Source organism: Hoeflea sp. EC-HK425 (assembly GCF_902498795.1).
Classification (GTDB): Bacteria; Pseudomonadota; Alphaproteobacteria; order Rhizobiales; family Rhizobiaceae; genus Hoeflea; species Hoeflea alexandrii.
Genome location: NZ_LR701572.1, coordinates 4,548,995 through 4,571,593, shown reverse-complemented (window position 1 = coordinate 4,571,593; position 22,599 = coordinate 4,548,995). Strand labels below are relative to the sequence as shown.

The following is a 22,599-nucleotide window of genomic DNA, read 5'->3' as shown; positions in this document are numbered from 1 at the left end:
CTACTCCACCGCCACGATCACCCGGTCATGATCCTCGGGCAACTCGGCCTCCGGATCGATGAGGTGAGCAAGCGCCTTGAGACACAACTCGACATTGACAAGGGTCATAATAAACAGGCCGACAGGCAGCGACATGTACATCCATGCCAGCTTGATGCGAACAAGCCCGAGGCCGAGAAACTCAAGCGGCAGCTTCAGCGAGCTGGAATTGAACAGCCAGCCGGAGTTGACATGGTTGAGCCCGAGCCGGAATCCGTAGACAAGCACGACCAGCGACACCAGCAACAGCATCAGGCCGAGCAAGGCGCCAAGCCGCGCGGGCAACAGGTCCTTGACCATCTCAATGGAAACAAACCCGCCCCAGCGATAGGCCGTTGGTGCAATCAGCGCCGTCATCCAAAGCATCAGAAAACGTGCGCCCTCATCGGGCCATGCCAATGCATTGCCGAGGATGTAGCGGAAAACCACCTGCAGGATGATGATCAGCACCATCAGCCCCATAGCCACCCAGGCAATGTTGCGACCAGCCCTTAGAAGCAGGGTGTTCAACCCCGCCAGCGGTTTGAGCACCGCCAGAATCACCGTCATGGTCTTGGTCCTCCCCAGGGCCACCCGCCAAACCGCGTCCGCAAGTCTTATATAAGACCTTCCCTATGGGCTTCTATTTCTCGACGCCTGTCAAGACCGGAAATTCTCACCGGCTGAGTGTCAGCTCCGAATGAACACGTGCTCGGTCCGCTGCACCAGCGTCTCGCCGGGCCGAAGTACGGCGCCGGCAAAGCCGGGATGGTTGGGGCTGTCGGGCCAGCTCTGGGTTTCAAGGCAGAAGCCGGCAAAGGCCGGATAGGGTTTTCCGGTCAGCCCCGGCACCGTCGGCTTGACCTTGAACCCGGCGTAAAACTGCAAACCCGGCTCGCTTGACCGAAGCTCCATGGCAATCCCCGAACGCATCGACCGCGCCAGCGCAATGGTCCGGGCCGGCTGCCGTTCGGTCGACAGGCAGAAATTGTGGTCATAGGCCACCTGGCCGTCCGGGCCTTCACGGCGGATCGGCCGCAGTTCACGGAAATCGAAGTCCGTACCCTCCACGTCCCGGATCTCGCCGGTGGGGATCTGCTCCGCATCGACCGGCAGGTAATGATCTGCCGCGATCATCATTTCATGATCGAGGATGTCGTCGGCATCGTCGAGGGTGAAATAACTGTGATGGGCGATGTTGGCGAGCGTCGGCCGGTCGGTGACGCTGGTATAGGTGATGGCCATGCAGCCGCCAGCACGAAGCTCATAGCGGGCTTCGATCTTCATCGTGCCGGGGTAGCCCGACTGGCCATCCGGATCGACAATTGAAAAAACCGCGTGATCGCTGCCGTGGCTTTCCAGCGTCCACAACCTCTTGCCGATACCGGCACTGCCGCCGTGCAGATGGTTGATACCACGCTCGTTGCATTCGAGCTGATAGCTGACCCCGTCAAGAACAAACCGGCCGCCGGCAATCCGGTTGGCATGCCTCCCGGCGGTCTGGCCGAAATAGGGCGAGTACAGCGGATAACTGGCAAAGTCGGGGAAGCCCAGCGTCAGCGGCGGCGCGTGGCCTTCCAGCCGGAGATCCTGCAGGGTGGCGCCCCAGGTCATGATCTTCGCTGTCAGCCCGCCACCGTTTATCGTCACACGGTGCACCGTCTCACCGTCCGCAGTCTGGCCGAAAGCTTCAATCGTCATGCTGTTTCTCCCGTCAATCAGCGGCGGATGGTTTCGGAAGAAGACATGATCCTGTTTTCAGTCCGGCGCAAGACCGCATCAGCGCGTCAGTTGACGCGTCGCAGCTTCCAGTCCCGCAAGCGTCATCGGGAACATACGATCACCGAACAGATGCCGGATCAGCGCCGTCGAATGGGTATGCGGCCAATAGGCTTCCGGTGTCGGGTTGAGCCAGGCCACCTTGTGGAAATGGTTGAGCATCCGCGTCAGCCAGACCTGGCCCGGCTCCTCGTTCCAGTGCTCGACCGAGCCGCCCACCGATACCACCTCGTACGGGCTCATGGCCGCATCCCCGACGAAGATCACCCGGTAGTCCGAGCCGTAGGTGCGCAACACCTCCGCCGTCGGCAACAACTCCTGGCGCCGCCGGCGGTTGTCGCGCCAGACCCCCTCGTAGAGACAGTTGTGGAAGTAGAAATACTCCATGTGTCGGAACTCGGCCCGCGCCGCGGAAAACAGCTCCTCGACCACCTTGATGTGATCATCCATCGAGCCGCCGACATCGAAAAACATCAGAAGCTTGACCGCGTTGCGGCGCTCCGGCCGGGTCTTGACGTCAAGCCAGCCATGTTCCGCCGTCGACTGGATGGTGCCCGGAAGATCGAACTCTTCCGCCGCACCTTCGCGCACCCAGCGCCTGAGCCGCCTCAGCGCCACCTTGATGTTGCGTGTGCCGAGCTCGACCTTGTCATCAAGGTTCCTGAATTCCCGCTTGTCCCAGACCTTCACCGCCCGCCGATGACGGCTTTCGTCCTGGCCGATCCGCACGCCCTCGGGATTGTAGCCATAGGCCCCGAAAGGCGACGTGCCGGCGGTACCGATCCATTTCGACCCGCCCTGGTGCCGCTTCTGCTGCTCCTCGAGCCGTTGCTTGAGGGTTTCCATCAGCTTGTCGAAACCGCCAAGGCTCTCGATCAGCTTCTTCTCGTCTTCGCTCAGATGCTTCTCCGCCATCCGCCGGAGCCATTCCTCGGGCAGGTTGCGGGCATCGACGCCGGTTTCGCCGCCGATTGCCTCGACACCGCGGAAATAGTGCGAGAACACCTGGTCGAACCGGTCAATATGGCGCTCGTCCTTCACCAGCGCCGCCCGCGCCAGGTAATAGAAACCCTCGACATCATAGCGCGACAGCCCGGCCTCAAGCCCTTCCATCAGGGTGAGATATTCGCGCAGCGAGACCGGGACTTTAGCGGCTTTGAGCTCTAGGAAAAACGGAAGAAACATGGGCGCGACCATAGCCGCAATGCCAAGCCCTTGCCAACCGGTTTAGTGCCGATCGTCTTCAGCCGCCCTTGAGTTCCGGATTGGGAAAATAGCCTGGCCCGATGGTCAGCGGCTTGTCGGGAACGACGGTGTCGTCGATCTGGCTGGTGAAATTCTTCTCCCCGGACCAGATCAGCCGGCTGCGGGTGTGGTCGTAAAGCCGGAGCGCGACATGATAGGGCTTGCCAGCCTTGACGCCGCGCACCTGTGGAGAATGAACGCCGTAACGGACGCTGCGCGCGTGCAGCCTGGTCTCGACGGCGAGCGGCGGTCCGCCCGCCGGGTCCTCGAACTCGGCAATCAGCCAGGTCCCGACCGGTAGCGGTTTGAGCACATTGGCGACAAACCCGTAATAAACCTGCGCTTCGCGGTAGTTGTAGACAAAGCCGCCGCCGGCAATTTCCAGATACGGCTTTTCCGCCGGGTCCTCGCGCGTTGCCCATCCAGCCGCCAGCAGCAGGCAGGCGAGGCCAACGATTGCTGCGATGACTTTCTCGAATGTCCTGTCTTCCCGCACGGCCATGTCCGCCACGCCCCGATCGCTTCGCCGGTATGGGTCTGATCAGCGATCATGTTCTCACATTTCACGGAACGGATCCAGCTTGAGGCTGATCCGGCGGCTTTATCCGGAATCGCAATCCGCCACTTCGTTCCCGGTGAGGTCTACCGGCTGTACTTGATGAACGGCGTCAGCGTGGCGATGCGGTCATAGAGCTTTCGCGCGGTGGCGTTGAATTCCTGCGTCATCCAGTAGACGCTCGGGCAGCCATCGGCGTCGGCCTGCGCGTAGACCGCCTCGATCAGCGCCCGGCCAAGACCGGTACCGCGCACGTCCGGCGCGGCATACAGGTCCTGGAGATAGCAGACCGGCTCCACCTTCCAGCCGTGGCGGTGGTACATGTAGTGCACCAGCCCGGCAGGCTTGCCGTCCACCAGCGCCAGCATCCCGCGCGGCTCGTAGAACGAGGCCTCACCTGCGGCGTGGGGACCGGCGATGCGGGCCAGCGTGGTCCGGTAGACCTCCTCCGGCACACTTGATTCGTAGAATTCCAGATAAAGTGTCCACAACCGCCGCCATTCGGGCTCGTCAGCAAGCGTTATCGGCCGTATTTCAACACTCCCGCTCATGCATTCACTCCCTCTTTTCCGGCCGGCAAACGGTCTTCCCCGATCTCCTGGATGTCGAAGGGCGTGGTTTGGTAGACCTGGTTGATCCAGTTTCCGAACAGCAGGAAGGCATGGCTGCGCCAGCGGTTTTGCGGCTTGTTGTCCGGGTTGTCATCCGGAAAATAGTTTGCCGGCGGCTTGATCGGTGTCCCCGACTTCACGTCGCGGAAATATTCCTCGGCCAGCGTGCCGGAATCATATTCGATATGATTGAAGATGTAGAGCCGGTTGGCGAAAGCCTCGTGCAACAGGCACAGGCCCGTCTGCTGGCTTTCCATCAGGATCTCGAAATCCGGCGTAAGGTCCTCGCGGCGGACCTCCGTCCAGCGAGACACCGAAACCTGGAAATCGTCCGAAAATCCCGTGAGATAGGGAGAGGCAGGGTTGAGGTTGCGGTGCCGGTAGACGCCAAAGGCCTTCTCCTGTAGCGCCCGCTTCGGCACCTTGTGGAAGTGCCAGGCCGCAGCCATCGCCCCCCAGCAGACAAAAAAGCTCGAATGAACATGGGTGGTCGTCCAGTCGAGGATCTGCTCCATCTCCTGCCAATAGGTCACATCCTCGAACGGCAGCGTCTCGATCGGCGCGCCGGTGATGATGAAGCCATCGAACTTGCGGTGCTTTATCTCGTCCCAGGTGTGGTAGAAATTGATCAGGTGATCTTCCGAAGTGTTCTTGGCCACATGCGAGCCGATCCGCACCAGCGTCAGTTCGACCTGCAGCGGTGACGCCCCGATCAGCCGCGCGATCTGCGTTTCAGTGGCGATCTTGTTCGGCATCAGGTTCAACAGCCCGATATGAAGCGGACGGATATCCTGCCGCACGGCAACGGATTCATCCATGATTTGCACGCCTTCGCGCACAAGCGCATCGCGGGCGGGAAGACCATCGGGAATACGGATCGGCATGACGCTGTAAGCTCCAACAAAAAACCGGCCGCGAATGTCAACGCTACCGGTCCGGTGGGAACGCGCCCCGTCGGCCATTTAGCGAGTTGTTTAACGTGGCTGCAAGCCGGCCGGCCAAATCACCACGAAACGCAATCTAGTAAGGCTTGCAGGCAAGGTCAATCGCACGGCGATGACAAGCCGCAACGCTGATCAGACAAACCGGGCCTGTTGGGTTGCCGTTGCTGGCGAACCGGCGCGCCGCACCAGATTGCGGCCATCACTCTTGGCCTGGTACACGGCCGCGTCTACCTCTGCCAAGGCTCTCGGCAGATCGTCGCCGGGAGCAAGCTCGCAGTAGCCGAAACTCGCCGTCAGTCGAAGGCTTCCGGTGCTGGTGGCAATATGCAGCCGCTCGACCGCGCTGCGCAGGTGTATGGCCTGAAGCCGGATCGCCTCGTCATCGAGACCGGCAACCAGGATGCAGAATTCCTCGCCGCCAAGCCTGGCACAAAGGGCTGATTGTGGCGTCTCCCTTTCCAACAGCCGGGCAAACGCCTTGAGCGTACGATCTCCGACTTCATGACCGTAGCGATCATTGACGCGCTTGAAGTGATCTATATCGCAGATGATCAGGCCCGTTGGCAACGGCGCGGAGGCCGCCCTGAGTGCCTGCACCCTGGCTTCGAAGGCACGACGGTTGAGCAACCCGGTCAGCGGGTCTGTTTCCGCAAGCCGGCGCAAATGCTGCACCAGCGTCACCGAGTAACGGGCAAACAGCGCAAGCCCGATCATGATCGCGAAGATGGCATTCTCTGTCTGCATCGACGAAGCAAGTTGCGAACTCTTGAAGGCGCTGTGTGTTGTCAAATCGACGTCTGAGATCTCCACCCTGACAACCCTGCTCGCGGACAACCCCGCCTGGATCAGGAACACCGATGCCAGCACCAGATCGACCCGGTGGCTTCTCGCGCGCCAGACCAGCAGACAGCACATCAGATAGACAAAGCTCGCGAACCCGCTGACGGCAATCACCCGCACCCAGAACAACGGCCCCTGGTGGTTTGCGTAGAGTGCCGCGCCGGCAGTCAGCAACACCGCCAGGACATAGGGCGGCCATGGCACATCTTTGCCGAACAGCGAGGCCACCCCCCACAACAACAGGAAATGGCCGGCAAAAAGCGATCCCAGGATGAGCGCCTGGTAGGCTGGCTGACGGTCAGTATCGACCAGCATGACCCCAATAAAGCCGACCACCGACAAGAGATAGGCACCGGACAGGCGCAACGCAGCCTGCTGCTTGCGGTCATGCAGATAAAGCAGCAGGAATGCACCACCGCCGGACAGGAAGATTGCAGGTCCAAGCCATTCATATGACAGGGTGGCATACGGCAAGTTGATCGGCCTTTCGCGAGTGTCCGGAGCCACCCAAGCTAACAGCCAAACCTAGCCAATTAATTACCGGCAAGAACTAATTGCCGCGCTGCCTTGCCAAAAATGCCAGCCGCTCAAAAAGATGGACATCCTGCTCGTTCTTCAAGAGCGCGCCGTGCAGTTTCGGCAACGCGTTCTTGGCGTCCCCACGCAGGGCTTCCGGTGCCACGTCATCAGCAACGAGCAGCCTGATCCAGTCCAGCGCCTCGGACGTCGAGGGTTTCTTCTTCAGCCCCGCTGTCTCCCGGATCTCGTAGAACTGCGTCAGGGCCTCGCGGACCAGTGTTTGCTTGATCCCCGGATAATGCACATCGACAATCCGCTGCAGCGTCTCCATGTCGGGAAAACGGATATAGTGGAAGAAGCAGCGGCGCAGAAATGCGTCGGGCAATTCCTTCTCGTTGTTCGATGTGATGATGACGATCGGCCGCTGTCTGGCCCGGATCGTTTCGCCGGTCTCATAGACAAAGAACTCCATGCGATCGAGTTCCTGCAGCAAGTCGTTGGGAAACTCGATATCGGCCTTGTCGATCTCGTCGATCAGCAGCACCGTCTTCTTGTCGGCTGCAAAAGCTTCCCAGAGTTTTCCACGGCGAATGTAGTTGGCCACGTCGTTGACACGCTCATCACCAAGCTGGCTGTCGCGCAACCGGCTGACCGCATCGTACTCATACAGCCCCTGATGCGCCTTTGTGGTGGATTTCACCGACCATTCAATCAGCTCCAGTCCCAGCGCACTGGCGATCTGCACGGCAAGTTCGGTCTTGCCTGTGCCGGGTTCACCCTTGACCAGAAGCGGCCGCTCGAGCCGGATCGCGGCATTGACCGCAACGGTGAGATCCTTTTCCGCCACATAGGCGGACGTGCCTTCAAACTGCATACTTCCTCCATACACCGCCTGTCGGGCGGCTTGGTTCGATCGCATCTTCAACACCACACTCGGGCGCGGGACGCAACCCGTTCGCGGGAATGGCATTTCCCCGCGACGACGGTTTGCGCCAGATCAAGGCGGCGCCCGCAAGGGCGCGACAGGATGAGTCTGAACATGCCGAGAGCATCAACTGGAGAATGACATGACGCTTTACCACATCCATCTGGTCATGGCCCGCAACAAGGAATTCCCCGAAGGCAACGTCCATCGCGGCTATGACATTCATGCGCCGCTGGACCAGGAAGGCCATCTCGACAAGGCCGCCTGGGAAAAGGCGCCGTCATCTTCGACGGTGGTGCGGTTCTGGGATGGCGAGCGCTCGGAACTGGGCTATCTCGTCCATCACCCGAAAGTCGGCTGGGCATTCGATTATGACCCCGCAGATGATGACGACGATGAAACCGGTTTCAGACTGTCCAATCACGTCTTCAAGACCGGGGAATACATCTCCATCCGCGATCACGGTGCGGACGAGTTGCACACCTTCGTCATTGCCTCGGTGACAAAGGCGGATTGATTCCGCCCCGCTCTGATCAATCGGGATTTGTCGCGCCCGGGGCGAGATGCCGCGGGCGCGATTTTATATTCAGCTGCCCTCGATTTCCTCGCGCAACATCTCGAGCTCAAGCCATTCGCCTTCCATCGCCTCGATCTCGCCCTTGAGGGCGTCGTGGGTCTTGGCCCGGGCGGCAAACCCGTCCGGGTCCTTGGCAAACAGCTTGGGATCAGCCATTTCAGCCTCGATTTTCGCAAGCTTCGCCTGCGCTTCCTCGATCTTGACCGGAAGCGATTCCAGCGCAAATTTCTGCTTGTAGGACAGCTTGCGCGATGCATCGCGATTGCCTGCCTGCGGTTTCGGCGCCGGGGCCGCGCTGCCGCTTTCCTGCGCTGCGCGGGCCTTGGTCTCCCGCGCCTCCGTGCCCCGTTGTACCAGCATGTCGGAATAGCCCCCGGCATAGGCGATCCAGCGCCCGTCCGGCTCCAAAGGGTTCGCCGGCGCCAGCGTCGAGGTCACCGTACGGTCGAGAAAATCACGGTCATGGCTGATCAGGATCACCGTTCCCGGATAGGACGCGACCACCTCCTGCAGCAGATCAAGCGTTTCCATGTCGAGATCGTTCGTCGGCTCATCAAGGATCAGCAGGTTCGACGGGCGCGACAGGATCCGCGCCAGCACCAGCCTCGCCTTCTCGCCGCCGGATAGGTTGCGGATCGGGGTCCGCGCCTGCTCTGGCTGGAACAGGAAATCCTTCATGTAGCCGGTGACATGCTTGGCTTCGCCGTTGACGATCAGGCTGTCACCGCGCCCGTCGGTCAGATAATGCGCCAGCGTTTCCTCCGGATCGAGCACCTCGCGTCGCTGGTCGAGAACCGCGATGTCGAGTTTAGAACCGTGCCGCACGAAACCGGTGTCGGTCTCGAGTTCGCCGATCAGCATCTTCAGCAGCGTCGTCTTGCCTGCACCGTTGGGGCCGACAATGCCGATACAGTCGCCGCGGTTGATCCGCATCGAGAAATCGCGCACCACCGCCGGCGCGCCGTCATAGCTCTTCGAGATGCCTTCAGCCTCGATCACCAGCTTGCCCGAATCGCGCCCCTCGGCAACCTGCGCATTGATCCGCCCCTGCGGTCCCTTGTGGCCGCGGAACTCGGCGCGCATGGTCTTGAGGTCGGACAGCCGCCGCATGTTGCGCTTGCGCCGTGCCGTCACGCCGTAGCGCAGCCAGTGTTCCTCGCGCTCGATCTGGCGTCCAAGCTTGTGCTGCTCAAGCTCCTCGGCTTCCAGCACGGAATCCCGCCAGGCCTCGAAATGCGCAAATCCCCGGTCAAGCCTGAGCGACCTGCCCCGGTCAAGCCATATGGTCATTCGGCTGACGCGCTCGAGAAACCGCCGGTCATGCGAGATCACCAGAAGCGCACTGCGGCTGCGTGTCAGTTCTTCTTCCAGCCATTCGATGGTCGGAAGATCGAGATGGTTGGTCGGCTCGTCCAGAAGCAGGATATCCGGTTCCGGCGCCAGCACCCGCGCCAGCGCCGCGCGGCGGGCTTCGCCTCCGGACAGCGTCTGAGGATCGGCTTCACCATCCAGCCCCAGATGCTCCAGCAGATAGCTGACCCGGTACGGATCATCGCTTGGCCCCAGACCCGCCTCGGCATAGGCCTGGACAGTGGCAAAGCCGTCGAAATCCGGCGCCTGCGGCAGATAGCGGATGGTCGAGGACGGATGCCTGAAGATTTCGCCTGTCTGAGGTTCAACCTGTCCGGCGGCGATCTTCAGCAGGGTTGACTTGCCCGACCCGTTGCGGCCGACAAGGCAGATCCGGTCACCCGGTTCGACCTGCAGCTCGGCCCCGTCAAGCAGCGGCGTACCGCCAAAGGAAAGCCCGATATCGTCAAGTTTCAAAATGGGAGGCGCCATGCTCAGGCTCCGGAAAAGTCGTGAGGACGGGCAATGATCAGGGCCCGTCCGGAATTCAGGCTGGCCGTCAGCCGGCCCTCGGCCACATTCGAGATGGTGCGCGACGCACCGAAAGCAATGTCGGCTTCATCAAGCGGATATTTCGCACCCGAAAGCGAAAGACCCTTGAGGGCGGTAAAGGCAACGACCGAGAACAGCGAGCCGGCGGGAAGATTGAGCTCACGCGATCCCGGCAAGAGCGGAACCGCTTCCTCGGCGCCCGAGGTCAGCACGACGTCAAGACCTCGCTCTGCCAGCGTGACGGCCTGCAGCAGATGTGACAGCGCATGATCGGTGCGGGCGCCGCCAAACGAGCCGATCAGCACCAGGCGGGTCGCGCCGCGTTCGATCGCCTGTTCGATGGCCAGTTCGCCATCGGTGAAATTCTTCTCGGCCGGGAACGGCATCCGCGGCGTGGCCGCATGTGTCTCGGACAGCTCGGGCGGCGTGGAATCGAAATCCCCGACCCAGACTTCCGGCAAAAGTCCGAGGGCCTGTGCATGCCGCATGCCGCCATCGGCCGCGATCGCCCGCGCGCCTCTGGTCAGTTCCACGACACGGTCGTCAATCTCGAGCGCCCCGCCGAGCAGGATGGCAAATGTGGAATTTGAACTCATGGCGCATGCCAATAGCAGCTTTGCGCGCACTTGCCAGCGTCTGGAAGAAATTCTATGTCTTGTCTCGCTCTAACGGGGTGCCTGGCGTCTGCCGGGCTGAGAGACCTGACGGTCAACCCGAAGAACCTGATCCGGTTTGTACCGGCGGAGGGATTAGACGTGCACACCGCGCCTATTCCTGTTTTTCGAACCAAGGAGGCGCGAGCAATGCGCAAGTACCGTTTCTTCCCTGCGGCTGCCCTGGCAGCCATTCTCCCGTTCACCGCCAGCCCGGCGTTGAGCGCGGACAGGTCGCTGACCGTCTACACCTATGAGAGCTTCATTGCCGAATGGGGGCCGGGCCCGAAGATCGAGGCAGCATTCGAGGCCGAATGCGGCTGTGATCTGAAATGGGTGGGCATCGCCGATGGCGTGGCACTCCTCAACCGTCTCAAGCTCGAGGGTGAAAAGGCCGAAGCCGGCATCGTGCTCGGGCTCGATACCAATCTGGTCGCCGAAGCCAAGGCCACCGGCCTGTTCGAGGCCCACGATCTCGATACCGGTGCCGTTTCGGTTCCCGGCGATTTCAGCGACGACGTTTTCATTCCCTATGATTACGGCCATTTTGCCGTGGTCTATGACAGTGAGGCGATCAGCACCCCGCCCGCAAGTCTTAAAGAGCTTGTCGAGGGCGACCCGGAGCAAAAGATCGTCATCCAGGATCCCCGCACCTCGACCCCGGGGCTTGGTCTGCTGCTCTGGATGAAGTCTGTCTATGGCGATGATGCCGCCCAGGCCTGGGAGAAGCTTTCCGGGCGCGTACTGACCGTGACGCCGGGATGGTCGGAGGCCTATGGCCTGTTCACCTCGGGCGAAGCGCCGATGGTGCTGTCCTACACCACCTCGCCTGCCTACCACATGGTCGCCGAAGACACCGAGCGTTACCAGGCCGCTGAATTCTCCGAAGGTCACTACCTGCAGATCGAGGTCGCAGGCCTGCTCGCCAACGCGCCCGAGAAGGATCTCGCCAGGCAGTTCCTGAGCTTCATGATGACGCCCGGGTTCCAGAACGAGATCCCGACCAACAACTGGATGATGCCGGCAGCACCGGTCACCATGGACCTGCCGCAAGCCTTCGCCACGCTGGTATCGCCGGAAAGGACATTCCTCTATTCGCCGGAGGAAGTGGCCGAAAATCGCGCTGCCTGGATCGATGAATGGCTCGGCGCCATGAGCCGCTGAACCGGCTGTCATGCTGACCCGGGCCGAACACCGCACAGCGAGAACGGGTGGATGGAGCGCCCTCCTGTGTGTCGGCCTTGGGCTGGCGGCACCCGTCGCCGTGCTGATTTCACAAGGCATCGAAGCGGCTCCATCGACAGAGCAGGGTACCTACCTGTTCCGCATCACCCGGTTCACGCTGCTGCAGGCGGGTCTGTCGACCTTTCTCAGCCTCTTGCTTGCCGTACCGTTGGCCCGTTCGCTTGCCCGCCGCCCCGTCTTTCCGGGGCGGCGCTGGCTCATCAGCCTCTTTGCCGTCCCACTCGGTTTGCCGCCCTTGGTGGCCGCGCTCGGCCTGATCGAGATCTGGGGCCGTAATGGTATCGCCAACAAGGGCCTGTCCGTCCTGGGCTTCGAGACACCCTTTTCGATCTACGGACTCAGCGGTATTCTCATCGCCCACGTGTTCTTCAACCTGCCGCTTGCCGTACGGCTGATCCTGCCGGCGCTGGAACGCCTGCCAGCCGAATACTGGAAGACCGCGGCCAATCTCGGCATGAACGGTTTCTCCTTGTTCCGCCTTGTCGAATGGCCTGCCATTCGCCGTTCAGCGGCGGGTGCGGTAGGGCTGGTCTTCATGCTCTGCGCTACCTCGTTCACGCTGGTGCTGGTACTGGGCGGCGGACCGGCCGCAACCACACTGGAGGTGGCGATCTACCAGGCGCTGCGCTTTGACTTCAATCCAGGCCGCGCCGTGCTGCTTTCATTCATACAGGTCGGACTGACCCTCATCGTCATGCTCTTCCTCAGACTGTTCTCGGTTCCCACGGAAGAAGGACAGACCAGCGGCGGCCGCACCAGTCGTCCGGATGTCCGCGGTGGGCTGCATATGCTGCCCGACGCTGTCCTGATCGGCCTGGGCCTCGTTTTTGTCGCCGCGCCCATGCTTGCAGTTCTGGTGTCCGGGTTGAGTGCCAACCTGCCCCGACTTCTTGGCGACACTCTGTTCTGGCGCGCGGCGGTGACCAGCCTGTCGATCGGCATTGCCGCTGCCACCCTTTCGGTCCTGATTGCAAGTCTGCTTGTCCGTGGCCGCTATTCGGCGGGTAATCGTCCCGGATCACCGATACTCGCTGTTCTGGCGGGACTGTCAGGTGCTGCCGGCTCATTGACCCTGCTGGTGCCTCCGGTCGTCCTCGGTGCCGGCTGGTTTCTCATGTTTGGAGGCACCACCGGCCAGCTGCTGGCCCCGCTCGCAGTGATCGTGCTGGTCAATGCGCTGATGGCGCTGCCCTTTGTCATGCGGGTGATCGAACCCGCGCACCGCAACACCATGGAACGCAATGGACGTCTTGCCGTGTCCCTCGGGCTCGTCGGCCTCAACCGCCTGCGCCAGATCGACATTCCGGCCATGATGCCGGCATTGGCGACCGGCTTCGTCTTCGCGGTGGCCCTGTCACTGGGTGATCTGGGCGCGATCGCGCTCTTCGGCAGCGACCGCATCATCACCCTGCCCTGGCTGCTCTATCAGAAACTTGGTAGTTACCGGACTGCTGACGCCGCCGGCCTGGCGCTGCTTCTGGGAGGCATCACGATGGGGTTGATGGTGCTGGCCGACCGGCTGGGAAACCGCCAGCGAAGTGAGGAGCGATGACGCAAGAGCCGGCAATAGCCTTCGAAGACGTCGCCTTTGGCATTGGCGATCTCAGCGCCGCATTTTCCTTCGAACGCGCTGCCGGATCCGTCACCGCCATTCTCGGACCTTCTGGGGCAGGCAAGTCGACCCTGCTCAACCTTGCCGCCGGGTTCCTGACCCCGACTGCAGGCCGCATCGGACTCAATGGCAAGGACGTGACCCGTCTCGCGCCGTCCGAACGTGGTGTTTCCATGGTGTTCCAGGACAACAATCTGTTTGCCCATCTCGACATTCGCACCAATATCGGCCTCGGGCTCGATCCGGCGTTGCGGCTCGACAGAACCGCCTGGTCGCAGGTCGATCACGCGCTCGACCGTGTCGGCCTCGGGGGCTTCGGCAAGCGGATGCCGGCAACCCTGTCAGGCGGCGAGCAGCAACGCGTGGCGCTGGCCCGCGCTTTTGTCCGGCGCCGGCCGGTTCTCCTGCTTGACGAACCTTTCGACGGGCTCGGCCCGGGGCTTGCCGCCGACATGCTCGACCTCATGCTCGAGATCCGCGCCGAAGTCGGTGCGACCGTGCTGATGGTCACCCATGACCCCGATGAAGCCAGTGCCGCGGCTGATCAGATTCTGTTCATAGCCAGGGGCCGCATCGCTGCGGACGCACCTGCCGCGGGATTCTTCGACCGTGCAGATCTGCCCGACTTGCTTGCATATCTTGGCAACGGAGCCAAAAGACGAGGCGGCGCCACAATTTAGCCGCGAGCGTTTGGCACTGGAGAACCGGCGCAAATTGGGATAGACCAGAGCCTTAAATTCCGGCCTGTGAGATTTTCAGCTTCCGTCCCGGCATTACGATGACCAGAAAACAATCCGGACCATGGCCAAGATCGCTGCGCCCCATACAAGATTGATATCCCCGCCCCTCCGCAACCGGCTGCGCGCTGCGCTGCTCCTGTCCGGCAGCCTGCTGTTTTTGTCCGCGTGCCAGACACTGGGCGTCGACGTCTATCAACCGACAGTGGCGCCATCGGCGACGCCGCAGACCGCCGAGAAGGCAGGGGCTTCCGACCCCCGCACCCGCATCGGCGCCAACGAGCATCCGCGCATCATCGCCAGCTATGGCGGAGAATTCCGGGATGCCAAGACCGAACGGCTGGTCGCCCGCATCGTCGGTGCCCTGACGCTGGTGTCGGAGAACCCGAGCCAGGCCTATCGCATCACCGTGCTCAATTCTCCCGCGGTCAACGCCTTCGCCTTGCCGGGCGGCTATCTCTATGTCACCCGCGGTCTGCTTGCGCTTGCCAATGACGCCTCGGAAGTGGCTGCCGTCCTGTCGCATGAAATGGCCCACGTCACCGCCAATCACGGCCTCGAACGCCAGCGGCGCGAACAGGAAGTCGAACTTGCCGGACAGGTGGCCGAGGAATTGTTCGCCAATTCAATCGATGGCCGGCGCGCGGTCGCCCGCGGCAAACTCTCGCTCGCAGCCTTTTCGAGAAACCAGGAACTGCAGGCCGATGTCATCGGGGTCCGGATGCTCGGCGAAGCCGGCTACGACCCCTATGCAGCGGCACGGTTTCTTGAATCGATGAATGCCAATCAGCAGTTCAGCTCGGTCGATCCCGAGTCGGATTCAAGCCTCGACTTCCTGGCAAGTCACCCCAACGCACCCCAGCGGGTGCAGCTTGCCAAGAACCATGCCAGGGCGTTCGGGATGGAAGGTGTGGGTGACCGCGGTCGCGACTACTATCTCGAGGGCATTGATGGATTGCTGTTTGGCGACAGCCCCAATGAGGGCTATGTGCGCGGCACCGAATTCCTGCACCCGGTGCTGGGTATCAAGTTCAGGGTACCCAATGGCTTCCGCATCGACAACAATGCAGACGCGGTCCTGGCGACCGGCCCCGGGGATCTTGCGATCCGCTTTGACGGCGTGACCGACAACGGCCGTCAGTCCTTGTCCGATTACATCGCCAGCGGCTGGGTGACCGGGCTTGATCCAGCCTCGATCCGGGAAACCAGTGTCAACGGTCTGCCTGCGGCTGTTGCGCGGGCAAGGGCGGATCAGTGGGATTTCGACATCACCGTGATCCGGTTGAAGGACCGTATCTACCGGTTCCTGACCGCCGCCCCGACCGGCAGTGACAGGCTGGAGCCCACGGCCTCGGTGGTTCGCGCCGGCTTCAGCAGGATGTCCGCCATGGAGATAAGGCAGCTGCAGCCTCTGCGCATCCGCATCGTCACCATAGCCCCCGGTGACACGGTGGCTTCGCTTGCCGCCCGCATGCGGGGCGTGGAGCGCAAGGTTGAGCTTTTCAGACTGCTCAATGCGGTTGCGCCCGGAAGTTCTCTCGCGCCCGGCCAGAAGGTCAAGATTGTCACGGACCGGTGAGTGAAAGCTTCAGGCCGCAATCGGCTGCAGCCTTTTCGATCAATCATCTCCAGCTGAAAGCGAACTTATCCGACGGGCTGTCGAACCATAAGGTGGCACGTCGCAAGCGCCGCCAGCATCCTGCGACACCGTTCGGAGCGCGCAAGACCAGGCTCAAACAACGTCATCGAAAAATGGCAGGCTCTAAAGGCTGGCAATTTCCGGCGTCGAGGTCGTCAGCACGGCGCGCAGTTTCTCCAGCGCGCGATTCTCGATCTGGCGCACACGCTCCTTGGAGATACCGAGTTCCGAACCGAGTGACTCAAGCGTCGCACCGTCTTCGCTCAGCCGCCGCTCGCGGATGATCCGCAATTCCCGCGGGTTAAGTGTGTTGAGCGCATCATCGAGCCAGATATTGCGGCGTTCCTCGTCGATGATGGTCGACACCTGCTCGTCGGGCAAAGGCTCTTCGCTCTTGAGGAAATCCATCCGGTCGGAGGCGCTGCCCTCGTCACCATTCGACATCGGTGCATTGAGAGAGGAATCGGAGCCGGAAAGCCGGGCATTCATCACCTCCACATCCTTGGCGTGGACACCAAGCGTGTTTGCGATCTGCGAGTGAATGGCGCTCTCGGTGAGCGAGGGATCGTCCTGCGCCAACCGCGCCCGGAGCCGCCTCAGGTTGAAGAACAGGGCCTTCTGGGCGGAACTGGTGCCGCCACGCACGATTGACCAGTTGCGCAGCACGTAGTCCTGAATGGAAGCCCGGATCCACCAGGTTGCATAGGTCGAAAAGCGCACATCCCGGCCCGGATCGAACCGCGCCGCTGCCTCGAGCAGGCCGACATGGCCTTCCTGTATCAAGTCGCTCATTGGCAACCCGAAATTGCGGAATTTCGCCGCCATGGAAATCACCAGTCGCATGTGCGCCATTGTAATCTGGTGTAGGGCGTCCTGGTCTTTTTCGTCTTTCCAGCGAACAGCCAGGTCGTGTTCCTGCTCTCGCTCGAGGTACGGCGCTGCCATTGCGGCTCGCACCATCTGCCTGTTTGCGGAAATCGCTTTCATGACACCCTCCGGTCTTTTCGACTGATTTACTCACTCTACGCACGCGGGCGGAGAACGGATCATCACGACCGATGACATCGGCGTGATCGGGTCAAACAGGGCCGAAGCAGTCTAACCACCACTAAGGTGAAGGCAACAGCATCGAAATGGTTCCATAAACACTGAGGAAACATCAAGAGAAGTATTCGAACGAGCAGTATTCGATCCATACGCCAGGTATGGCCCGGCAAAATTCTGGCTAAGCCAGCCCCAGCCCGAGGACCGTTGCAACAGCCCCCGCCAGCAGGCATTCATAGCCACATGCAGCCTTGCCCTTGGAGATCCATACTTCACGTATGGCTTGGATTTCGCGGCAAATCCGGGGCTGGGCCAATCCTGTACGACTGGCCTGCAGACCGATCAGCTCACGCCCTATGGATGGGAAAAAAAGCCCGGGCGCGCTGGGCGGCCCGGGCTTACACTACCAGAATGTACGTTTGGAGGATTATGCAGCCTCTTCTTGCGCACCCTCTTCATCATTGGCCTTGCCACGCTTTGGGCCCTTGTTGAGATTGACCTCGATCAGGCGCACGGCCTCGGTTTCCGACATCTTGTTGACGGCACCCAGTTCACGCGCCATCCGGTCAAGCGCCGCTTCGTAAAGCTGGCGTTCGGAATAGGACTGCTCCGGCTGGTTCTCGGCGCGATAGAGATCGCGAACCACTTCCGCGATCGAAATCAGATCGCCGGAGTTGATCTTCGCATCATATTCCTGCGCACGGCGCGACCACATGGTCCGTTTCACCCGGGCGCGGCCCTGAACGACCTTCAGTGCGCGCTCGACAAAATCTGTTTCCGACAATTTGCGCATGCCGATTGTCGACGCCTTGGCGACCGGCACCTTGAGGCGCATCTTGTCCTTTTCGAAATCAATCACAAACAATTCAAGCTTGTGGCCTGCGACTTCCTGCTCTTCGATTGCAACGATCTGTCCAACGCCGTGGGCGGGATAGACGATCGATTCACCGGTCTTGAAACCCTGTCTCTGTGAAGGCTTTTTCTGCTGGGTTGTCATGCGTTTTCAAAACTCCCTGTTACGGAAACGGACACTGGGAGCCGGACATGACTTGCCCGGACCGGTCCTGCGATGGCCGGCAGGCCGATCGCACTGACAACGCTTTCAAGAGCTGGACAAGGCAAAAAGCCGCAGCCGGTCACCGCGCGGAATAAGGCAATCCGGCAGCATCGCGCTGCAAGGAAAAGACCACCGCTGTGAGGGACGTTTGCTTCCGTTTTTGCTTCTTGTTTCGCCCTGGCGGCGCCTTGAAGATGTCAGTAATAAGATATGTATCACAAAAAATGGTGTAAATCAATGATTTGCGCGAGCCCTCCCAAAGGCTGGCGCAAATCGTGCCGCGATTTGGTTAATCGTGCGGCGGTGCAACGGCCCCAACGCCGCGTTGCAGCAAAATCCTGACCGTCTCGGGCCCTGTCAGTCGCCTTCGCCGGGCTCCGGAGAGAAGTACTTCTCGAACTTGCCTTCCTGGCCGTCGAATTCCTTCGCGTCGTCCGGGGCTTCACGTTTGATTGTGATGTTCGGCCATTTGTCGGCAAATTCGGTGTTGACCTCGAGCCACTTTTCAAGCCCGGGCTCGGTGTCCGGCTTGATGGCTTCGGCGGGGCACTCGGGCTCGCACACGCCGCAATCGATGCATTCGTCAGGATGAATGACCAGCATGTTCTCGCCCTCGTAGAAACAATCCACCGGGCAGACTTCAACGCAATCCATGTATTTGCAGCGAATGCAGTTATCAGTCACCACATAGGTCATACGTCTCTCCTGAGGCTCCTAAGACGCCGCGCGTTCAATCAAACGCGCAAAAGGACGCCTTAGCACTTAAAACTGCTGCATATGCGGTTCGGCCAGATTGGCTCCTGCTGGACCACAGATACATCATTTTCAGAGCGTCACAGCGGACATCGCGCTCAAGAGAGCAAAGCCGCAGCTGTCACGATCAACGGCGGTGAGGTACCGGCTTTGACGCCGTATTGCAAGACATCAGATGCCGCCAAAGCGCCGCAGCAAGGCGCTCGCGGATAAACCTCGCTCCCCATGCGCGGGATTGGCGAATGAGCTTCTCCTCAGTGTCATAGGTCAAGACAATTTCATGCGTCATCGTCCGAATTGCGAAACTGATCTATTTTTCGCCGGTCACGCTTGGTCGGCCGGCCTGAACCGGGCTCGCGCTGCGCCGCTACCGTTTCGGCCTTGCTTGCCTCGGTCGGTTTTGGCGTCAGGTCTTCGTACAGCAGTTGCGCTTCAGGTGCCGGTCCACGGCGATGGCCACAGCCAAGGATTTTGAGCACCAGGATCCGCCGCTCAAGCGAGATGGTCAGGACATCACCCGGCTTGATCTGCGCGCTGGGCTGATCGATCTTCTCCCGGTTGACCCTGACATTGCCGCCGGAAACGAATTTTCCGGCGAGCGTTCGGGATTTCAGGATTCGGGCGAAGAACAGCCATTTGTCGATCCGCTGTCTTTCGCTCTGCTCCACCAGACCCGTGCCTATTTCTTCAGCTGGTCACGCAAGGCTGCCAGAGCTGCGAAGGGCGAATCCGGATCGATAGGCTTCTCCTTGCGCTGCGGCCGGTCGTTGCGGTTGCCACGGTTCGCATCACCGCCGTGGCCTGGCTTGTTGCCATGTCCGCCCTTGCCGCCCCGGCCGGGTCCGCCCTTGCCCTGGTGTCCCGGCTTTCCGCGGTGGCCCCGGTTGGGACGGCCCTCGCCATCGGCTGCAGCTTCGCCATCCTGCTTCTCACCGGACCGGGCGTTGCGGTTGCCACCGTCGCGACGGCCTCGGCCTTCACCGGGCGCATTGCGCGGCCCGCGCTGTCCGTCCTGACGGCCGCCGGGCCGCCACAGCAGCACCGGACGCGGCGCTTCCGCTTCTTCAGCAGTGTCAGCCTGTGCGGCATCACCTTGAGGCGCCTCGGTCTCACCGGCAGCATTTTCGGCTGCCGCCTCGGCCGGCTGGGCCGTTGGTGCGTTATCGGCCGCGGGGGATTGCGCGGCATCGGAAGCAGCTTCGGCAGCGGCGTCTTCGGAAGTTTCCGCTGAGGTCGAAGGTTCCTGGGCCGGTGCGGCGGGCTTGAGCGGGCGGTCCGCGGCAGTTCGCGAAACCACGACTTCAACCTTGGGGCCCTCGGGAGTTCCACCAGCGGTTTCCGCCTGCGCGGCCTCGAGACCGGCAAGATGAACCTGCGCCTCTTCGGCAGGAACCGCGTCCGCGCGATAACCGAGCCCCTTGAGGATTTCCTCGATGTCGTCCTGGGTGGCACCGAGAATGGAAAGCATCCCGGTCGTGGTGATGAAGCGACGGCCATCATAGGCCGCCTCAGGACGCGTCCCTTGCGTGCCCGGCTTCCACTGCAGCGCTGGCCGGATCAGATCCGCCAGCCGCTCTAGAATGTCGATGCGCACAGCGCGCTTTCCAAGAAACCGGAAGCCGGCCAGGCGATAGAACTCGCGGTCGATTTCGGGATCCGTGGCGACAGATGTGCGGCCAGCGGCCAGCAGCGGTGTCACGTCACCATAACCGGGCTTCGAAAACCCGTCATTGGCAAGCGCCCACAACAGCGTCACCAATTCGGCCGGCGCCGGCTTCAGCAAAGCCGGCATGAAGATGTGATAGGCGCCGAAGCGGATGCCGTATTTGCGCAAGGATGCGCGCGCCGACTGATCAAGGTCCTTGATCATCTCGGCCACGTCGCGGCGGAACAGGACGCCGAGGCTTTCGGCCAGCCGGAAAGCCAGTCCGCGCGCCAGTCCGTCAAGATCCTCGGCGCGGGTCAGATCGTCGAGCGGCTTGAGCACCGTGGCGATATGGTGATTGACGAACCGGTCGATGCGCGCGGCGACGAAATCCCGGGCGGTCCCGGTCAGCTGTTCGTCGGCCAGCAGGATGGTGCGCGGCTTGAGAATGTGATCGCCGCTTGCGAGCTTGGCAACGGGATCGCCCAGCCAGCGCACGGTGCCATCCGCCCCGATGGCGAAATCGGAATTGCCCGAGGCATGCAGGCGTGCTGCCCGCGCTTCGAATTCCAGCGCCAGCGCCTTCTGCGCGGCAGCCAGAACGGCCTTTGCGTCCGGCCCGTCCGCCGAGCTATCCGGCATGAACCGGAATCCGGCCAGTTGTCCTACGTGGTGACCTTCAACAAAGACATCACCGTTCACACTGATTTCAGCTTCGAGCATCGCGTTCTCTCTCAGGCGCCTCATGAGCACAGATGTCCTGCGGTCAACAAAGCGTTTCGTCAACCTTTCATGCAACGCATCGGACAAACGGTCCTCAATTTCACGCGTCTTTTCCTGCCAGTGTGTCGGATCGGCAAGCCATTCAGGTCTGTTGGAAACATAGGTCCATGTCCGGATCTGAGAGATCCGGGCCGACAATGTGTCGATTTCTCCGTCTGTGGAATCGGTGCGGCGGACCTGTTCGGCGAGGAAATCCTCGTTCACCGACCCGGTGCGGATCAGGTCCCGGTAAATCGTGGCAATCAGGTCGGCATGCTGTGCCGGAGCGATCCGCCGGTAATCCGGCAGCGAGCACACATCCCACAGGGTGGCGACCCCTTGCGGCGTGCTGGCAAGGTCGCGCACCTCGAAATCATTGACCAGGTGCTCGAGCGCGCGCTGGTCGACCGCCGGCAGAGCCCGGGTCAGTCCCTGCACTGCCGGAATCTGCTCGAGACTCGCCTGCAGCGATATCAGGCTGGAGAAATCGAGCTGCTTGGATCGCCATTGCAGGATCTTGACCGGCTCGAACACGTGGCTTTCAAGCCTTTGGACCAGATCATCGGGCAGCGGGTGAACCTGGCCTGTGACGCCAAACGTGCCGTCGCGCAGATGCCGGCCGGCACGGCCGGCGATCTGGCCGAATTCCGAGGCCGTAAGTTGCCGGTAGGAAAAACCGTCGAATTTCCGGTCCTGGGCAAAGGCAACATGATCGACATCGAGGTTGAGCCCCATGCCGATGGCGTCGGTGGCCACCAGGTAGTCGACATCGCCGTTCTGGTAGAGGTCGACCTGGGCATTACGGGTGCGCGGGCTGAGCGCCCCCAGAACAACCGCCGCTCCGCCACGCTGGCGCCGCACAAGTTCGGCGATCGCGTAGACCTCGTCGGCCGAGAACGCCACGATGGCAGACCGCCGCGGCAGCCGCGTGATCTTCTTCGAGCCTGCGTAATGCAACTCCGACAGGCGCGGACGCTCGACGATTGTGATCCCCGGCAGCAATTGCTCGAGAATGCCGCGCACCGTTGCCGATCCGAGCAGCAGCGTTTCCTCCCGGCCGCGCAATGACAGGATTCGGTCGGTAAAGACGTGGCCGCGTTCAAGATCTCCGGCAATCTGCACTTCATCGATGGCGACAAAGGCGGCATTGGTTTCCTGCGGCATCGCCTCGACGGTGCACACCGAGTAGCGCGCGCCCGGCGGCGTGATCTTTTCCTCGCCGGTGACCAGCGAGACATGGCTTAGCCCGACCTTCTCGACCATCCGCCCGTAGACCTCGCGCGCCAAGAGCCGCAGCGGCAGTCCGATAACGCCCGACGAATGCGCCGCCATCCGCTCGATGGCGAAATGCGTCTTGCCGGTATTGGTCGGTCCCAGCACGGCAGTGACGCCGCGCCCGGACAGGATCAATGGTTTCGGGGGATGGCTGGGGAAAGCGGGCATGTCGTCCGTATTCAGGTCAGGTCGCGCGTTACGTATCACATCGGAGAAGGCGAAACAGGGGCTAATCGCAAAGAACCCGAAGACTCGCAATTT

20 protein-coding genes and 2 riboswitches are annotated in these 22,599 nt (G+C 61.6%); of the genes, 5 read left to right on the top strand and 15 right to left on the bottom strand.

Going from position 1 to position 22,599, the window contains the following annotated elements; translation table 11 throughout:
* The 8 genes from SPHINGO391_RS24460 to SPHINGO391_RS24425 all read right to left on the bottom strand — a co-directional run bounded on the left by SPHINGO391_RS24460 (nt 1) and on the right by SPHINGO391_RS24425 (nt 7,386).
* Complete coding sequence (locus tag SPHINGO391_RS24460) at nt 1-588, bottom strand: TRAP transporter small permease subunit (protein ID WP_244615351.1); 588 nt, start codon at nt 586-588, stop codon at nt 1-3.
* 120 nt (nt 589-708) lie between these two features.
* Nucleotides 709-1,719, bottom strand: a complete 1,011-nt coding sequence (locus SPHINGO391_RS24455; protein ID WP_152011293.1) for an aldose epimerase family protein — start codon at nt 1,717-1,719, stop codon at nt 709-711.
* A 78-nt stretch (nt 1,720-1,797) separates the two neighbouring features.
* Nucleotides 1,798-2,982: a VWA domain-containing protein gene (locus SPHINGO391_RS24450; protein WP_152011292.1), complete on the bottom strand. Its 1,185-nt coding sequence runs from the start codon at nt 2,980-2,982 to the stop codon at nt 1,798-1,800.
* Nucleotides 2,983-3,040: 58 nt separating this feature from the next.
* Entirely contained in the window at nt 3,041-3,544 is a 504-nt protein-coding gene (locus tag SPHINGO391_RS24445; RefSeq protein ID WP_152011291.1) for a hypothetical protein, read from the bottom strand.
* Between the two features lie 140 nt (nt 3,545-3,684).
* A complete protein-coding gene (locus SPHINGO391_RS24440; protein ID WP_152011290.1) occupies nt 3,685-4,149 on the bottom strand; it encodes a GNAT family N-acetyltransferase in 465 nt (154 codons plus the stop codon).
* Nucleotides 4,146-5,093, bottom strand: a complete 948-nt coding sequence (gene metA, locus SPHINGO391_RS24435; protein WP_152011289.1) for a homoserine O-succinyltransferase — start codon at nt 5,091-5,093, stop codon at nt 4,146-4,148. The genes SPHINGO391_RS24440 and metA overlap by 4 nt, the downstream gene beginning before the upstream one ends.
* A gap of 58 nt (nt 5,094-5,151) precedes the next feature.
* Nucleotides 5,152-5,229, bottom strand: a riboswitch (SAM riboswitch).
* Between the two features lie 56 nt (nt 5,230-5,285).
* Nucleotides 5,286-6,467 carry a GGDEF domain-containing protein gene (locus tag SPHINGO391_RS24430; RefSeq protein WP_152011288.1) on the bottom strand — a complete coding sequence of 394 codons (1,182 nt, stop codon included), beginning with the start codon at nt 6,465-6,467 and terminating at the stop codon, nt 5,286-5,288.
* 76 nt (nt 6,468-6,543) lie between these two features.
* The gene (locus SPHINGO391_RS24425) at nt 6,544-7,386 is read right to left on the bottom strand and encodes a MoxR family ATPase (protein WP_152011287.1); all 843 of its coding nucleotides are present in this window, start codon (nt 7,384-7,386) and stop codon (nt 6,544-6,546) included.
* Between the two features lie 193 nt (nt 7,387-7,579).
* Here SPHINGO391_RS24425 and SPHINGO391_RS24420 point away from each other — a divergent pair, with 193 nt between their 5' ends.
* Complete coding sequence (locus SPHINGO391_RS24420; RefSeq protein ID WP_152011286.1) at nt 7,580-7,954, top strand: hypothetical protein; 375 nt, start codon at nt 7,580-7,582, stop codon at nt 7,952-7,954.
* 69 nt (nt 7,955-8,023) lie between these two features.
* Here the strand turns inward: SPHINGO391_RS24420 and SPHINGO391_RS24415 are convergent, their stop codons facing one another.
* Nucleotides 8,024-9,856: an ABC-F family ATP-binding cassette domain-containing protein gene (locus SPHINGO391_RS24415; protein ID WP_152011285.1), complete on the bottom strand. Its 1,833-nt coding sequence runs from the start codon at nt 9,854-9,856 to the stop codon at nt 8,024-8,026.
* Nucleotides 9,857-9,858: 2 nt separating this feature from the next.
* The gene (locus SPHINGO391_RS24410) at nt 9,859-10,512 is read right to left on the bottom strand and encodes a thiamine diphosphokinase (protein WP_152011284.1); all 654 of its coding nucleotides are present in this window, start codon (nt 10,510-10,512) and stop codon (nt 9,859-9,861) included.
* Nucleotides 10,513-10,575: 63 nt separating this feature from the next.
* Nucleotides 10,576-10,682, top strand: a riboswitch (TPP riboswitch).
* Nucleotides 10,683-10,719: 37 nt separating this feature from the next.
* On the opposite strand from SPHINGO391_RS24410, the gene thiB reads away from it, so the two are divergent.
* The 4 genes from thiB (at nt 10,720) to SPHINGO391_RS24390 (ending at nt 15,742) form a co-directional block, all read left to right on the top strand.
* Complete coding sequence (thiB, locus tag SPHINGO391_RS24405; protein ID WP_152011283.1) at nt 10,720-11,733, top strand: thiamine ABC transporter substrate binding subunit; 1,014 nt, start codon at nt 10,720-10,722, stop codon at nt 11,731-11,733.
* Nucleotides 11,734-11,743: 10 nt separating this feature from the next.
* On the top strand, nt 11,744-13,366 hold the full coding sequence (thiP, locus tag SPHINGO391_RS24400) for a thiamine/thiamine pyrophosphate ABC transporter permease (RefSeq protein WP_152011282.1): 1,623 nt from the start codon (nt 11,744-11,746) through the stop codon (nt 13,364-13,366).
* Nucleotides 13,363-14,106, top strand: coding sequence for an ATP-binding cassette domain-containing protein (locus SPHINGO391_RS24395; RefSeq protein ID WP_152011281.1), 744 nt, complete (start codon nt 13,363-13,365; stop codon nt 14,104-14,106). Before thiP ends, SPHINGO391_RS24395 begins: the two co-directional genes overlap by 4 nt.
* A 121-nt stretch (nt 14,107-14,227) precedes the next feature.
* Nucleotides 14,228-15,742 (top strand): M48 family metalloprotease, encoded by a 1,515-nt coding sequence (locus tag SPHINGO391_RS24390; protein ID WP_152011280.1) that lies wholly within the window; start codon nt 14,228-14,230, stop codon nt 15,740-15,742.
* Nucleotides 15,743-15,925: 183 nt separating this feature from the next.
* On the opposite strand, the gene SPHINGO391_RS24385 is transcribed toward SPHINGO391_RS24390, so the two are convergent.
* The 5 genes from SPHINGO391_RS24385 to SPHINGO391_RS24365 all read right to left on the bottom strand — a co-directional run bounded on the left by SPHINGO391_RS24385 (nt 15,926) and on the right by SPHINGO391_RS24365 (nt 22,506).
* Entirely contained in the window at nt 15,926-16,789 is an 864-nt protein-coding gene (locus SPHINGO391_RS24385) for an RNA polymerase factor sigma-32 (protein ID WP_152011279.1), read from the bottom strand.
* A 484-nt stretch (nt 16,790-17,273) separates the two neighbouring features.
* Nucleotides 17,274-17,843, bottom strand: a complete 570-nt coding sequence (locus SPHINGO391_RS24380; RefSeq protein ID WP_152011278.1) for a CarD family transcriptional regulator — start codon at nt 17,841-17,843, stop codon at nt 17,274-17,276.
* A 417-nt stretch (nt 17,844-18,260) separates the two neighbouring features.
* A complete protein-coding gene (gene fdxA, locus SPHINGO391_RS24375) occupies nt 18,261-18,599 on the bottom strand; it encodes a ferredoxin FdxA (protein ID WP_152011277.1) in 339 nt (112 codons plus the stop codon).
* Between the two features lie 335 nt (nt 18,600-18,934).
* Nucleotides 18,935-19,324 carry an RNA-binding S4 domain-containing protein gene (locus SPHINGO391_RS24370; RefSeq protein WP_152011276.1) on the bottom strand — a complete coding sequence of 130 codons (390 nt, stop codon included), beginning with the start codon at nt 19,322-19,324 and terminating at the stop codon, nt 18,935-18,937.
* A gap of 11 nt (nt 19,325-19,335) precedes the next feature.
* Complete coding sequence (locus SPHINGO391_RS24365; protein ID WP_152011275.1) at nt 19,336-22,506, bottom strand: helicase-related protein; 3,171 nt, start codon at nt 22,504-22,506, stop codon at nt 19,336-19,338.
* Between the last annotated feature and the right edge of the window lie 93 nt (nt 22,507-22,599).